The organism is Dickeya sp. NCPPB 3274 (assembly GCF_000406205.1).
Classification (GTDB): domain Bacteria; phylum Pseudomonadota; class Gammaproteobacteria; order Enterobacterales; family Enterobacteriaceae; genus Dickeya; species Dickeya fangzhongdai.
Genome location: NZ_CM001979.1, coordinates 4,304,541 through 4,318,104, shown reverse-complemented (window position 1 = coordinate 4,318,104; position 13,564 = coordinate 4,304,541). Strand labels below are relative to the sequence as shown.

Sequence of the window (13,564 nt, the reverse complement as noted above, 5' to 3'; positions counted from 1 at the left end):
TAACAGACAAATCTCTAACCCTCCACGGCCAACGAAACAGGACACGTGACATGTCTAAAATCTTTGATTTCGTAAAACCTGGTGTCATCACGGGTGATGACGTTCAGAAAGTATTCGCAATTGCCAAAGAAAACCACTTTGCATTGCCGGCGGTTAACTGTGTCGGTACCGACTCTATTAACGCCGTTCTGGAAGCCGCAGCCAAAGTGCGCGCGCCGGTAATCGTTCAGTTCTCCAACGGCGGCGCTGTGTTTACCGCTGGTAAAGGTCTGAAAGCTGAAGGTCAGCAGGCGGCAATTCTGGGTGCGATTTCTGGCGCTCACCATGTACATCAGTTGGCTGAGCATTATGGCGTGCCGGTGATTCTGCACACTGACCACTGCGCGAAGAAACTGCTGCCGTGGCTGGACGGCCTGCTGGACGCCGGCGAGAAGCACTATGCCGCCACTGGTAAACCGCTGTTCTCTTCCCACATGATCGACCTGTCTGAAGAATCTCTGGAAGAAAACATCGAGATTTGCAGCAAGTATCTGGCGCGCATGGCCAAACTGGACATGACCCTGGAAATCGAACTGGGTTGCACCGGCGGCGAAGAAGACGGCGTGGACAACAGCCACCTGGACAACTCTGCGCTGTATACTCAGCCGGAAGACGTGGCTTACGCCTACGAAAAACTGAACGCCATCAGCCCGCGTTTCACCATCGCGGCGTCCTTCGGCAACGTACACGGCGTGTACAAGCCGGGTAACGTTCAGCTGACGCCGAAAATCCTGCGCAACTCTCAGGAATTCGTGTCCAAGAAATTCAACCTGCCGCACAACAGCCTGGACTTCGTATTCCACGGCGGTTCCGGTTCTTCTGCGGAAGAAATCGCCGAAGCGGTCAGCTACGGCGTGGTGAAGATGAACATCGACACCGACACCCAGTGGGCGACCTGGGAAGGCATCCTGAACTACTACAAGAAAAACGAAGGCTATCTGCAGGGCCAGCTGGGCAACCCTGAAGGCAGCGACAAGCCGAACAAGAAATACTATGACCCGCGTGTCTGGCTGCGTGCCGGTCAGGCGAGCATGGTAGCTCGTCTGGAAAAAGCGTTTAAAGAACTGAACGCGATCGACGTGCTGTAATTTTCTCAGTATGGTTTGACTAAGGCTCCTACGGGAGCCTTAATTTTATCTGCGCACAGATGACGCTAATAACGCTAACAGGAGCGAACAGATGGAAGAACTCAACGTAGCCGAAAGCATGGGTCGCCTGCAGTCATGGCTGGTGAACAACCAACATATCTTGCTGCAGTACGCGGTGAATATTGTCGCCTCGCTGGTGATCCTGTGCATCGGGATGCTTATCGCCCGCATTATGTCGAACACGATAAACCGGTTGATGGTGGCTCGCGGCATCGACGTCACGGTGGCGGATTTTCTGTCCGCGCTGGTGCGCTACGGCATTATCGCTTTCACGCTAATCGCGGCGTTAAGCCGGGTCGGGGTACAGACCGCGTCGGTCATTGCCGTACTGGGCGCCGCCGGCCTGGCGGTTGGTCTGGCGTTGCAAGGCTCACTGTCGAACTTTGCCGCCGGGGTGCTGCTGGTGGTGTTCCGGCCGTTTCGTACCGGCGAGTCGGTAGATCTGGGCGGGGTCGCCGGTACGGTGACGCAGGTGCAGATTTTTTCCACCACGTTGCTGACCGCCGACGGCAAAGTCATCGTGGTGCCGAATGGCAAGATTATCGCCGGCAATATCACCAACAGTTCCCGTGAGCCGGATCGCCGCACCGAAATTATTGTCGGCGTGGCCTATGACGCTGACATCGATGTGGTGAAAAAGGTGCTGGGCGACATTGTGGCGGCGGATACGCGCATCCTGCAGGATAAGGGCGTCACCATTCGTTTGAATGAAATGGGCGCGTCCGCGCTCAATTTCGTGGTTCGGGTATGGACCACCAACGGCGATGCGGCGGCGGTGTACTGGGACCTGCTGGAAAGCTTCAAACGCGCGTTGGATGAACACCGCATTGGTATTCCTTACCCGCAGATGGACGTGCACCTGCATCATGCCGCTTCTTCGGTGCAGACTGGCTCCCAGGGCGCGCCTACGCTGTAACAACACACCTCCGGCCGGCACCTGATGACGGCGCGGAGGCGGTTTCCTCTATTGCATCACATAAAATGCTGTTTCATGATGGTCCCCGTCCCGTCAGAGGTTGATGTCCTGACGGGCGTTATGATGAGGAAGATCAGACGTGATAAATGAACATAGCATTGATGAAGAGGGGAAGGCGGAAAAGCCGCTGGGTAGCCAAAGCCTGTTTCGCGGTTTGCAGTTGATCGAAATACTGAGCGATTACCCCAACGGGTGCCCACTGGCGCGGATTGCCGAGTTGTCCGGCATGAACAAAAGCACCGTCCACCGCTTGTTGCAAGGACTGGCCGGGTGCGGCTATGTCGCGCCGGCACGCCAGCCGGGCAGCTATCGCCTGACCACCAAGTTCATCGCTATCGGCCAGAAGGCGCTCTCGTCGCTGAATGTGTTGCATGTGGCGGCGCCGCACCTTGAAGAGCTCAACCTGACGGTGGGAGAGACCGTCAATTTTTCAACGCGTGAAGACGACCACGCGATCCTGATTTACAAGCTGGAACCCACCACCGGCATGATGCGAACCCGTGCTTATATCGGCCAGCATATGTCTCTGCACAGTTCGGCGATGGGCAAGATTTTCATGGCTTATGGCGCAGATGACTATCCGGCCGAATACTGGCATACCCATCAGGACAGCATTCGTCCGCTGACCGACCATACCATCATCGAACTACCCGACATGGAGCGGGAGCTGGCGGAGATTCGTCGCCAGGGTCTGGCAATGGATCGGGAAGAGAATGAACTTGGCGTTTCCTGCATTTCCGCGCCGGTGTTTGATATTCAGCACCGGGTGGTTTATGCCGTTTCCATTTCGCTGTCGATGGCGCGTTTGCAGCAGATCGGCATCGACGCGCTGGTCGCGCCGTTGCAGGAAACCGCCCGGAACATTTCCCACGAGCTAGGCTTTACGCCGTCGGCGTAAGCGCCTTCGTCCGGTTTTCATGCGGTTACGTCATGCTTAACCGGTATTCGGACATTCGCCTATATTGAATGGAGCCTGCCCGGGGTAGGCTTTGTCATTCACTCATATGCAAAGGGGATAACGTGAAGCTGAAAGTTCTGGCACTGACCACTCTGCTTGGTATTGGTCTGTCGTCGATGACGGTTCAGGCCGGCAATGAATTACCCAGCGGGCCGCACATCGTGACTTCCGGCACCGCCAGCGTCGATGCGACGCCGGATATCGCCCGGCTGGCGATAGAAGTCAGCGTTTCATCCAAGGATGTGGCCGACGCCAAAAAGCAGGTGGATGAACGGGTCGCGCAATACTTTGCTTTTCTTGATAAAAGCGGTATCGATAAGAAAGATATTAACGCCGCCAACCTGCGCACGCAGCCGGAGTACGACTACCTGAAAAACGGCGGTTCGGTGCTGAAAGGTTACCGGGCGGTGCGCCAGGTGGAGGTGACATTGCGCCAGTTGGACAAACTCAACGAACTGCTGGACGGTGCGCTCAAGTCCGGTCTTAACGAGATTCGGGCGGTGGATCTGGGCGTCTCCAATCCGGACGCCTACCGCGAACAGGCGCGCAAAAAGGCGATAGAACAGGCAACGCAGCAGGCGCAGTCGCTGGCTACCGGGTTTAACGCCGCGCTGGGGCCGGTCTACAGCATCCGCTATCACGTCGCCAACTATCAGCCGATGCCGGTCGCCCGCATGTTCAAAACCGCCGACATGGTGGCGCAAAGCGAAGTCTCTCAGACCTACGAACAACAGACCATTCACTTTGACGATCAGGTGGATGTGGTGTTTGAACTGCAACGCGCGCCCTGAAAAAGACTGAGCAGGGCGGCGGTTTTTAACGTCAGGACTGGCGCAGAACCTGATGCCCATGCGTGAGCAGGGCGTCAGTGACCTGCCGCATCATCCTGCTTTCCGGCGCAAAACGATGCCAGTACAGCATGCGGCGCTGGAACAGTCCCGGCGTCAGGTCGATCAGCTCGCCGTTGGCCAGTTCTCTCTCGATTTGCAAATGGGGGATCATACAGCAGGTGGTGCCCTGACGAGCGAGCTGAACGAAGGCTTCGGACGAGTTAACGATGTGGCAGGGTACGCTGCCGGGCGGCAGGTCGAAGTTCTGCTGCAAAAACGCCTGATGCATGTCATCCAGATGGTCGAACGCCACTACCGGCGCACGCAGCAACGCGGAGCGGGTCACGCCGTTCGGGAAGTAACGGTTGGCGAATCCCGGCGATGCGACGAACAGATAGTCCAGCGCGCCCAGTTTATCCACCAGACAGCTTGGCAACGGCTGAGGCTGAATACTCACCGCGCCCACCACTTCGCCCCGGCGCAGGCGCTCTTGGGTGCGGGTTTCATCTTCCACCTGCAGATTCAGCCGGATCGGCGAATCCACCAGCACCGGTTGCAGCGCGGGCAGCAGCCAGGTTGCCAGGCTGTCGGCGTTGACCGCCAGCGACAGCAACAGCGGTGTTTCGCTGCTATTTTCGTTGCCCAGCCACTCTTCTTCCAGCAATTCCACCTGATGCAACAGCGCCAGCAGCTTCTGCCCTTGCTCGGTCGGACGCGGCGGAATCGTTCTCACCAGCAGCGGCTGGCCGAATAGGTTCTCCAGCTGTTTGATGCGCTGCGAGACGGCGGACTGTGTAATACAGAGTTTTTGTGCGGCGCGTTCAAAGCCTCGCTCACGGATCACGGCGTCCAGCGCCTGAAGGGTGCGATAGTCCGGGCGTTTCATGAAGGTGAAGATTCCTTTGCGTAAAAACCATTTCGGCAATATGCCACATTTTTGTGATGCACCGCCGAAAAAAATCGCCTGACTCTGCGCGCGAAGACTGAAATATTGCCGCGCTCAGGGCACAACCCTCTGCTTTTGAGCAGGTCATGCCCTATAATACGCACACGTTTTCGTAGCTACAGGCACAAGCACACCATGACGCAGGATGAACTGAAAAAAGCCGTTGGCTGGGCCGCACTCGACTATGTTCGCCCCGGTACTATTGTTGGCGTGGGCACCGGCTCCACCGCCGCCCACTTTATTGATGCGCTGGGGTCGATCAAGCATCAGATCGAAGGCGCCGTTTCCAGCTCGGACGCTTCCACCGCCAAACTCAAAAGTCTGGGGATCCCGGTATTTGACTGTAATGACGTGGATGTGCTCGATGTTTACGTGGATGGCGCGGATGAAATCAACCCGCACATGCAGATGATCAAGGGCGGCGGCGCGGCGCTGACCCGGGAAAAAATCGTGGCGGCGATCGCTCGCCAGTTCGTGTGCATTGTCGATGCGTCCAAACAGGTGGATGTGCTGGGGCGTTTTCCGCTGCCGGTGGAAGTGATTCCGATGGCGCGCGCCTACGTGGCTCGCGAACTGGTCAAGCTGGGCGGGCAGCCGGTATACCGCGACGGCGTGGTTACCGACAACGGCAACATCATTCTGGATGTGCACAACATGGATCTGTCCGATGCGGTGGCGATGGAAAACCGTATCAATGGGCTGGCCGGCGTGGTGACGGTAGGGCTGTTCGCCAATCGCGGCGCGGATGTCGCGCTGGTGGGCACGTCCGACGGGGTGAAAACGGTTCGCCTGAAATAAATCGTTGTTGTTTCTTGCCAACATCCGGTGACGCTAACGGCGGCCGGATTTTTTTATCTAAAAAATCCGGCTATTGTTAACGGCTCATTTTTGGTACTTAATATCAGTTTTTCTTATTTCGCATCATCCCTGTGTGGTCCGGCTGGTGGTTGGCAGTATTTTTTGCCATGAAACCGTCTGAGCGAGGCGGCGCGAAAAAACGGGTAGGCAATCGTTTGTATTGCCGCTTGCGTATTTTTTGTTATGTTTGCAGAGACCGGTTTGCAAACCGTCATATCTGAAGTCTGAAAATAAGGTCGGGAAATGGCAAAGGTATCACTGGAAAAAGACAAGATTAAGTTTCTGCTGCTGGAGGGGGTACACCCGAATGCGCTGGAGAATCTGCGCGCCGCAGGTTACACCAATATTGAATACCATAAGGGGGCGCTTGACCCGGAAGCGCTGAAAGCATCGATTCGCGATGCACACTTTGTGGGGATTCGATCGCGCACGCATCTGACGGAAGAGATTTTCGCCGCTGCCGAGAAACTGGTGGCCGTTGGGTGTTTCTGCATCGGCACCAATCAGGTTGAACTGTCGGCCGCGACCAAACGCGGTATTCCGGTCTTCAACGCGCCTTTTTCCAATACCCGTTCCGTGGCCGAACTGGTGATCGGCGAATTGCTGCTGCTGCTGCGCGGCATTCCGACCGCCAACGCCAAAGCTCACCGTGGTATCTGGCACAAACAGGCGGTTGGCTGCTTTGAAGCGCGCGGCAAGAAACTGGGCATTATTGGTTACGGTCACATCGGTACCCAGTTGGGTATTCTGGCCGAAAGCCTGGGAATGCACGTTTATTTCTACGATATCGAAAGCAAATTGCCGCTGGGCAACGCCCAACAGGTCCGTCACTTGTCCGATCTGCTGAACATGAGCGATGTGGTCAGCCTGCATGTGCCGGAAACCGACAGCACCCAGAATATGATCGGCGCCGACGAACTGGCGCTGATGAAGCCGGGTTCTATCCTGATCAACGCGTCACGCGGCACGGTGGTGGACATTCCGGCGCTGAGCAATGCGCTTGCCAGCAAGCACCTCTCCGGCGCGGCTATCGACGTGTTCCCGCAGGAACCGGCGACCAATAGCGATCCGTTCCTGTCGCCGCTGTGCGAGTTCGATAACGTGCTCCTGACGCCGCACATCGGCGGCTCTACTGAAGAAGCACAGGAGAACATTGGTGATGAAGTCGCCGGTAAGCTGGTGAAGTATTCCGACAATGGCTCCACGTTGTCTGCCGTCAACTTCCCGGAAGTGTCGCTGCCGACGCATAGCGACCGTGCCAGCCGTCTGCTGCACATTCATGAAAACCGTCCGGGTATCATGACGCAGATTAACCACATTTTTGCCGAGCAGGGCATTAACATTGCGGCGCAGTATCTGCAGACTAGCCCGGAAATCGGTTATGTGGTGATCGATGTGGAAACCGACGGCGCCGACACCGCACTGCAACTGATGAAATCCATCCCTGGCACCATTCGCGCCCGTTTGCTGTACTAAGTGCGAGAGCAGGCCGGTTGTAAGCGATAATTCGGCTTAATAATGAGGAAGCCAGCCCACCGGGCTGGCTTTTTTTATACTGGTTTGGCGCTACAGCGTGATCACGACCTTGCCGCGCATATGACCGGCCAGTACGGCATCATGCGCTTGTTTCAGCGTTGTCGTCGTCAGTCCGTTAAACGTCTGGCTGAGGGTGCCCTGCAATTCGCCGCTATCCACCCGTTGCGCCACCTCGCGCAGGATTTCGCCCTGACGCGCGATGTCCGGCGTAGTGAACATGCTGCGGGTAAACATGAATTCCCAGTGCAGCGCCGCGCTTTTCAGCTTAAGTTGATTCAGGTCCAACGGCCGGGTGTTTTCCACGATAGTGCAGATGTGTCCCATCGGGGCGATTAGCCGGCTGATGGCATCCCAATGGCCGTCGGTATCATTCAGGCAGAAAATGTAATCGACCTGCTCAATATTCTGCTTTTTCAATTCATCCACCAGATGGCGATAATCCACCACCAGATGCGCGCCCCGGTCGCGGCACCATTGTGCGGAGTCGGGACGGGAAGCGGTAGCGATGATCGTCGCCTCGCTGCGCTGCGCCGCCAGAGGAATAGCCAGCGAACCGACGCCGCCGGCGCCGCCGATAATCAGCAGCGTTTTGCCTTTAGCCGCATCCTGAATTTTCAGATGTTCGAATAATCCTTCCCAGGCGGTCAGGGCCGTCAGCGGCAGGGCGGCGGCTTCAGCCCAGCCCAGCGTGGCGGGTTTATGCGCGGCGATACGCGCATCGATCAGTTGGTGCGTGCTGTTGCTGCCGGGGCGCGTGATATCGCCCGCATACCAGACTTCGTCCCCTGGTTTAAAACCGCTTACCGCTGAGCCGGTTTCGATAACTACGCCGCTGGCGTCCCACCCGAGAATGCGCGGATGTTGCAGGCCGTCCCGACGCAACCCGGCATGAACTTTGGTATCTACCGGGTTAACCGATACCGCTTTTACGGCTACCAGCAGGTCGTGTTCGCCGGGTTGCGGTAATTCGGCGGTGATTTCTACGAAGTTATCGGGTTGTCTGGGGTCAACGGCGATGGCTTTTACTGTCATGATGAGTTCTTCCATTGTTACGTGTTGGACTGCATAACAGTGTAGAACCTGTCGATAGTGCTGATAAGATGGACAATTACTAACGAAGTGTTCGGCTATGAAGAACAATCATGTTCAAACAATTACAGGATATGGCGCTATTTACGCTGGTGGCGGAATGCGGCAGTTTTACCGAAGCCGCCAGGCAGGCGGGTATGGCCAAGTCGAGCCTTAGCCTGCGAATCAGTCAGTTGGAGCAGTCGCTGGGGTTGCGGCTGTTTAACCGCACTACCCGCAAGCTCAACCTGACCTTTGCCGGCGAACGCTATCTGGTGCATTGCCGGGAGATGCGGCAAGCCAGCGAACGCGCCGAGATGGCGATGCAGCATTTGCGCGATAACCCCAGCGGACGTTTGCGGATCACCAGTCCGGCCGGATTGGGGGCCACCTTGCTGGCGCGCCTGACCGCGGAGTTTCAGTCGCGCTTTCCGGCGGTTTCGCTGGATATCGTTGTTGCCGACCGGGTCATCGATCTGGTGGAGGAAGGATTTGACGCCGCGTTGCGCACCGGCAAGCCGCAGGATTCTTCCCTGATCGGCCGCTCGCTGGGGCAGGTGCCGCATTATCTGGTCGCGTCGGCCGGGTATCTGGCTGGCTCCGCGCCGATCGCGCATCCGCGTGAATTGCAGTCGCACCGCTGCATTGCGCATCGAGCCTGGCCGGAGTGGGGGTTTCACCATGAAGCGGAGTATTTTCTCTGGCGGCTGCCGCAGTCGCATATTACCGATAATTTGCTGTATGCCCGAGCCTGCGCGCTGGCCGGCGGCGGCATTACGCTGTTGCCGGAGTTCCTGTGCCGGGAGCAGTTGGACAACGGCGAGCTGGTCTGCCTGCTGCCTGGGTGGCGGGCGGATACCAACGATCTGTATCTGATTTATCCCGGACGTAAACTGAACTCGCCCGCCCTCAACTGCTTTATTGATTTTGCCCTGAGTTTTGAGTCATTGTGTGATTATTCTGCTCGTTAAGCTGTACCTCGTTCTCCACGGAGCCGGAGATCTGATCGCGCGTGATTACACGCCGCCGTCCGCCTCGTCAGAGAACGTTATTGCTTGCCTCAATCGCTGCAAACGTTAATGGCTTCGAGCCTTAATAGTTTTAAGCATTAATGGTTTAGCTATTAATGGTTTTAATCCTTGTCGTTTTCTGGCTGCAAACACGGTTTTTTCGGTTTATATCCCTGCCATGCACGGATGATTCAGCCAGAAAAAGGAACCTGACCGTTTCTGTTGACCACTTATCCGCAGAGCATGCTACAGTCATCACGGTTTTTCTTTTTTAAAGAAACAACAATGCAATTAAATTAAAATGTTGTTTTGTTTTCCTGCTCCTGTGTGACGTCTGTTGCCTTGCCGGGCGCTTATGTGGCTGTGGTCGGTGTTTGTCAGGAAATTAGTGAATGGCGCAAAGCTATATGTGCTTCTGCTGTTGACGCGGCGGAAGTGATCAGCATCTTGTAGTGAAAGTGAGAAATCGGAATGGCAGAACAAAAAGGGAATATCTCTTCCATAAACAACATTCGTCTTGTGACGCTCTTTATCACGCTGTTAACCATTATTCTGATTCTGTTTGCCCTCTCAATTGGCTCTGCCAGTTATTTCCTCAAACAGAGTAACGCTTCTCTGGAGCGGGCTAATCTGGTGTCCGAGATCCGTGCCGGGATCAGCAGCAGCATGGACAATTTCCGCGTTTCCCGTCAGTTGCTGGTGCAGGCGGTAGCGGCGTCGCGTATTGGTGATAAAGACTCCTACAATCAGGCGTTTAATGAAGGTATGGAACGCATCAAAAGCTCGCAGAAGCGCTTTGATGATTATATGGCCCGTAGCGATAAGTCGGATATAGAGAAGGCGCTGGATGCTGACCTGACCACCAATTACACCGCCTATCGGGATAAAGTGATGGTGCCGATGGTGGAGTTTGTGCGTAACGGCGAATTCGAAAGCACTATTGAGCTGGAAACCTCGCTGGCGCGCCAGCTGGATACCAGTTATGCCATGCAGGTACGAAAAGAAGTGAAATACCTGACGGATCATGCGAACAATATTAATACGCTGGCTTCTGATAATGCTCGTCTGGGGAATATCCTGATGGGCGTGTCGTTCATTCTGGCGATTCTGCTGGCGGCGTTGACTTATCTGGTGATCCGCCGGGCGATTCTGGTGCCGGTCAATGTGCTGATCACCCGTATCCAAAGAATTGCGCAGGGCGACCTGACGCAGCCGGCAGAAAACCTGGGTCGCAATGAAATCGGTATTCTGGGCCAAAACCTGCAGCATATGCAGGAGTCGTTGACCAACACCGTGACGGTGGTTCGTGAAGGCGCTGACTCTATTTATCAGGGCGCTTCCGAAATCAGCGCCGGCAACGTCGATCTTTCTTCCCGCACTGAACAACAGGCGGCGGCGCTGGAGCAGACGGCGGCCAGTATGGAGGAACTGACCTCTACGGTGAAACAGAACTCGGATAACGCCAACCATGCCAGCCAGCTGGCGCGCAATGCTTCCGGCAAGGCGGAGTTGGGCGGAAATATCGTTCAGGATGTGGTGAAAACCATGGGGGATATTTCGTCCAGTTCGAAGAAAATTTCCGAAATCACCAGTGTTATCAATAGTATTGCTTTCCAGACCAATATTCTGGCATTGAACGCCGCCGTAGAGGCTGCCCGCGCTGGCGAGCAGGGTCGGGGCTTCGCGGTGGTTGCCGGAGAGGTACGTAGTCTGGCGCAGCGTAGTGCGCAGGCGGCGAAAGAAATCGAATCTCTGATTGGCGAATCCGGTCGGCTGGTGGATGCCGGTTCGGAACTGGTTGCCAAAGCTGGGAGTACGATGGAAGAGATTGTGAAAGCGGTGGTCAGCGTGACGGATATTATGGGGGAAATTGCTTCAGCATCTGATGAGCAAAGCCGGGGTATCGGTCAAGTGAATCAGGCTGTGCTGGAGATGGAAGGCACAACCCAGCAGAACGCCGCGTTGGTGCAGGAGGCTTCGGCCGCCGCCGTCTCGCTGGAATCACAGGCTGAACGTTTGACTCAGGCGGTGGCGGTCTTCAAGTTGAACCATCGCAAGGAAAGCGAGCCGGTGCGTGCCTCGCTGCCATCCCGGCCGGTCTTACAGCCGGTCCCGGCGGTAGCCGCTATTGGTGCAGGCAGAGCGGGTCGTAACGACCAGAACTGGGAAACGTTCTGATTGCTGTAATGTGTGGCGGTATCAGGCCACACATCTGATTGAATCAAATGCGATCGAGTTAAATGGTCAAAACAGTTACCACCTCCCAGGAGATGGTTTCACGCTGACAATGAAAAAGCCCGCCGGTTGGCGGGCTTTTGCTGTCACGGCGAAGACGCCGTGACACGGTAGGCAGACGCAATATCACGCCATTTTCTTGTACTTGATACGATGCGGCTCCAGCGCTTCCGCACCCAAAGTCCGTTTCTTGTACTCTTCGTATTCTGTGAAGTTGCCTTCGAAGAATTCCACCTTGCCTTCATCCTGATAGTCGATGATGTGGGTGGCGATACGGTCCAGGAACCAGCGGTCATGGGAAATCACCATGGCGCAACCGGGGAATTCCAGCAGGGCGTTTTCCAGCGCGCGCAGGGTTTCGATATCCAGGTCGTTGGTCGGTTCGTCAAGCAGCAGCATGTTGCCGCCAACCTGCAGTAGTTTTGCCAGATGCACGCGACCACGTTCGCCGCCGGAGAGTTCCCCGATACGTTTGCCCTGATCGACGCCTTTGAAGTTGAAACGGCCGACATAGGCGCGGCTCGGGATCTCGAAATTACCGATACGCATGATGTCCTGACCGCCTGAGACTTCTTCCCATACGGTCTTGCTGCCGTCCATCTTGTCGCGGAACTGATCAACCGACGCCAGTTGCACCGTTTCGCCCAGCGATATCGTGCCGGAGTCCGGTTGTTCCTGCGCGGACAACATACGGAACAGGGTCGATTTACCGGCGCCGTTGGGGCCGATAATCCCGACGATGGAGCCTTTCGGAATGGCGAACGACAGGTTATCAATCAGCACCCGGTCACCGTAGGATTTGGTGAGGTTCTGTACTTCCAGCACTTTGTCGCCAAGGCGCGGGCCAGGCGGAATGAACAGCTCGCTGGTTTCGTTGCGTTTCTGGTATTCGACGCTGTTGAGTTCGTCGAAACGAGCCAGACGCGCCTTGCCTTTGGCCTGACGGCCCTTCGGATTCTGACGCACCCACTCCAGCTCTTTCTCGATGGATTTGCGACGAGCGGCTTCGGTGGAGGCTTCCTGTGCCAGACGCTGGTCTTTCTGTTCCAGCCAGGACGAGTAGTTGCCTTCCCACGGAATCCCTTCGCCGCGGTCCAGCTCCAGAATCCAGCCGGCAACGTTATCGAGGAAGTAACGGTCATGGGTGATGGCAACCACGGTGCCTTCGTAGTCGTGCAGGAAACGCTCCAGCCAGGCGACCGATTCCGCATCCAGGTGGTTGGTGGGTTCGTCGAGCAGCAGCATGTCCGGTTTTTCCAGCAACAGGCGGCAGATAGCGACGCGGCGGCGTTCGCCCCCGGAGAGGTTGGCGATTTTCGCTTCCCACGGCGGCAGGCGCAGCGCGTCGGCGGCTCGCTCAAGCTGGTTATCAAGATTGTGGCCGTCGTGAGCCTGAATAATCGATTCCAGCTCGCCCTGTTCTTTCGCCAGCTTATCGAAGTCGGCATCCGGGTCGGCATAGGCGGCATAGACTTCGTCCAGCCGGGTCAGCGCGCGTTTCACTTCGCTGACAGCCTCTTCAACCGCTTCACGGACGGTATGTTCCAGATTTAGCTGGGGCTCCTGAGGCAGGTAGCCAATTTTGATACCTGGCTGCGGGCGGGCTTCGCCTTCGATGTCTTTATCAATTCCCGCCATGATGCGCAGCAGGGTGGATTTACCCGCCCCGTTCAGACCCAGCACACCGATTTTGGCGCCTGGGAAAAAACTGAGGGAAATATTTTTCAGGATATGACGCTTCGGCGGAACAACCTTGCCGACGCGGTGCATGGTGTAAACGTATTGAGCCACGTTGCTCTGAGCCTCTTTCTGTCCAGTTTAGCGTTATGCCATTAAAGCATGGCGCCTGTAGGGGCATGATGCCGGAAGCGCGCTGACGCCCCGCCGGCAAAAGGAATTTACTGTTGACGGAGTTTAGCTGTTTTCGCCGCATGATCCCAGCCATCCCGTCATCGTGTTG

Annotated in this window: 11 protein-coding genes; 8 read left to right on the top strand and 3 right to left on the bottom strand. The window is 56.3% G+C overall.

Features of this window, described 5'->3' with window-relative positions; genetic code table 11:
• The first annotated feature begins 50 nt into the window (after positions 1-50).
• From fbaA to DXX3274_RS19205, 4 genes are all read left to right on the top strand, one after another.
• Positions 51-1,127, top strand: a complete 1,077-nt coding sequence (gene fbaA, locus DXX3274_RS19220; RefSeq protein ID WP_024107364.1) for a class II fructose-bisphosphate aldolase — start codon at positions 51-53, stop codon at positions 1,125-1,127.
• Between the two features lie 91 nt (positions 1,128-1,218).
• Positions 1,219-2,103 carry a small-conductance mechanosensitive channel MscS gene (gene mscS / locus DXX3274_RS19215; RefSeq protein WP_042861151.1) on the top strand — a complete coding sequence of 295 codons (885 nt, stop codon included), beginning with the start codon at positions 1,219-1,221 and terminating at the stop codon, positions 2,101-2,103.
• Positions 2,104-2,242: 139 nt separating this feature from the next.
• Positions 2,243-3,061, top strand: a complete 819-nt coding sequence (locus tag DXX3274_RS19210; RefSeq protein ID WP_152495281.1) for an IclR family transcriptional regulator — start codon at positions 2,243-2,245, stop codon at positions 3,059-3,061.
• A 122-nt stretch (positions 3,062-3,183) separates the two neighbouring features.
• Positions 3,184-3,912 (top strand): oxidative stress defense protein, encoded by a 729-nt coding sequence (locus DXX3274_RS19205; protein ID WP_042861150.1) that lies wholly within the window; start codon positions 3,184-3,186, stop codon positions 3,910-3,912.
• Between the two features lie 31 nt (positions 3,913-3,943).
• On the opposite strand, the gene DXX3274_RS19200 is transcribed toward DXX3274_RS19205, so the two are convergent.
• Complete coding sequence (locus DXX3274_RS19200; RefSeq protein WP_013319558.1) at positions 3,944-4,837, bottom strand: LysR family transcriptional regulator ArgP; 894 nt, start codon at positions 4,835-4,837, stop codon at positions 3,944-3,946.
• A 195-nt stretch (positions 4,838-5,032) separates the two neighbouring features.
• Between DXX3274_RS19200 and rpiA the strand changes: the two genes are divergently transcribed.
• Both rpiA and serA read left to right on the top strand, forming a co-directional pair.
• On the top strand, positions 5,033-5,695 hold the full coding sequence (gene rpiA, locus DXX3274_RS19195) for a ribose-5-phosphate isomerase RpiA (RefSeq protein ID WP_042861149.1): 663 nt from the start codon (positions 5,033-5,035) through the stop codon (positions 5,693-5,695).
• A 303-nt stretch (positions 5,696-5,998) separates the two neighbouring features.
• Positions 5,999-7,231, top strand: coding sequence for a phosphoglycerate dehydrogenase (gene serA / locus DXX3274_RS19190; protein ID WP_042861148.1), 1,233 nt, complete (start codon positions 5,999-6,001; stop codon positions 7,229-7,231).
• Positions 7,232-7,321: 90 nt separating this feature from the next.
• Here the strand turns inward: serA and DXX3274_RS19185 are convergent, their stop codons facing one another.
• On the bottom strand, positions 7,322-8,323 hold the full coding sequence (locus DXX3274_RS19185) for a zinc-binding alcohol dehydrogenase family protein (RefSeq protein ID WP_042862224.1): 1,002 nt from the start codon (positions 8,321-8,323) through the stop codon (positions 7,322-7,324).
• A 110-nt stretch (positions 8,324-8,433) separates the two neighbouring features.
• Here DXX3274_RS19185 and DXX3274_RS19180 point away from each other — a divergent pair, with 110 nt between their 5' ends.
• Both DXX3274_RS19180 and DXX3274_RS19175 read left to right on the top strand, forming a co-directional pair.
• Entirely contained in the window at positions 8,434-9,330 is an 897-nt protein-coding gene (locus tag DXX3274_RS19180; RefSeq protein WP_042861147.1) for a LysR family transcriptional regulator, read from the top strand.
• A 510-nt stretch (positions 9,331-9,840) separates the two neighbouring features.
• Complete coding sequence (locus tag DXX3274_RS19175) at positions 9,841-11,547, top strand: methyl-accepting chemotaxis protein (RefSeq protein ID WP_042861146.1); 1,707 nt, start codon at positions 9,841-9,843, stop codon at positions 11,545-11,547.
• Between the two features lie 183 nt (positions 11,548-11,730).
• On the opposite strand, the gene ettA is transcribed toward DXX3274_RS19175, so the two are convergent.
• Positions 11,731-13,395, bottom strand: coding sequence for an energy-dependent translational throttle protein EttA (ettA, locus tag DXX3274_RS19170; protein ID WP_038665495.1), 1,665 nt, complete (start codon positions 13,393-13,395; stop codon positions 11,731-11,733).
• Between the last annotated feature and the right edge of the window lie 169 nt (positions 13,396-13,564).

Excerpts from the sequence above, each read along its gene's own strand:
- DXX3274_RS19175 (WP_042861146.1), top strand. The coding sequence starts at position 9,841 with ATGGCAGAACAAAAAGGGAATATCTCTTCCATAAACAACATTCGTCTT.
- mscS (WP_042861151.1), top strand. The coding sequence starts at position 1,219 with ATGGAAGAACTCAACGTAGCCGAAAGCATGGGTCGCCTGCAGTCATGG.
- DXX3274_RS19180 (WP_042861147.1), top strand. The coding sequence starts at position 8,434 with ATGTTCAAACAATTACAGGATATGGCGCTATTTACGCTGGTGGCGGAA.
- rpiA (WP_042861149.1), top strand. The coding sequence starts at position 5,033 with ATGACGCAGGATGAACTGAAAAAAGCCGTTGGCTGGGCCGCACTCGAC.
- DXX3274_RS19185 (WP_042862224.1), bottom strand. The coding sequence starts at position 8,323 with ATGACAGTAAAAGCCATCGCCGTTGACCCCAGACAACCCGATAACTTC.
- DXX3274_RS19200 (WP_013319558.1), bottom strand. The coding sequence starts at position 4,837 with ATGAAACGCCCGGACTATCGCACCCTTCAGGCGCTGGACGCCGTGATC.
- fbaA (WP_024107364.1), top strand. The coding sequence starts at position 51 with ATGTCTAAAATCTTTGATTTCGTAAAACCTGGTGTCATCACGGGTGAT.
- serA (WP_042861148.1), top strand. The coding sequence starts at position 5,999 with ATGGCAAAGGTATCACTGGAAAAAGACAAGATTAAGTTTCTGCTGCTG.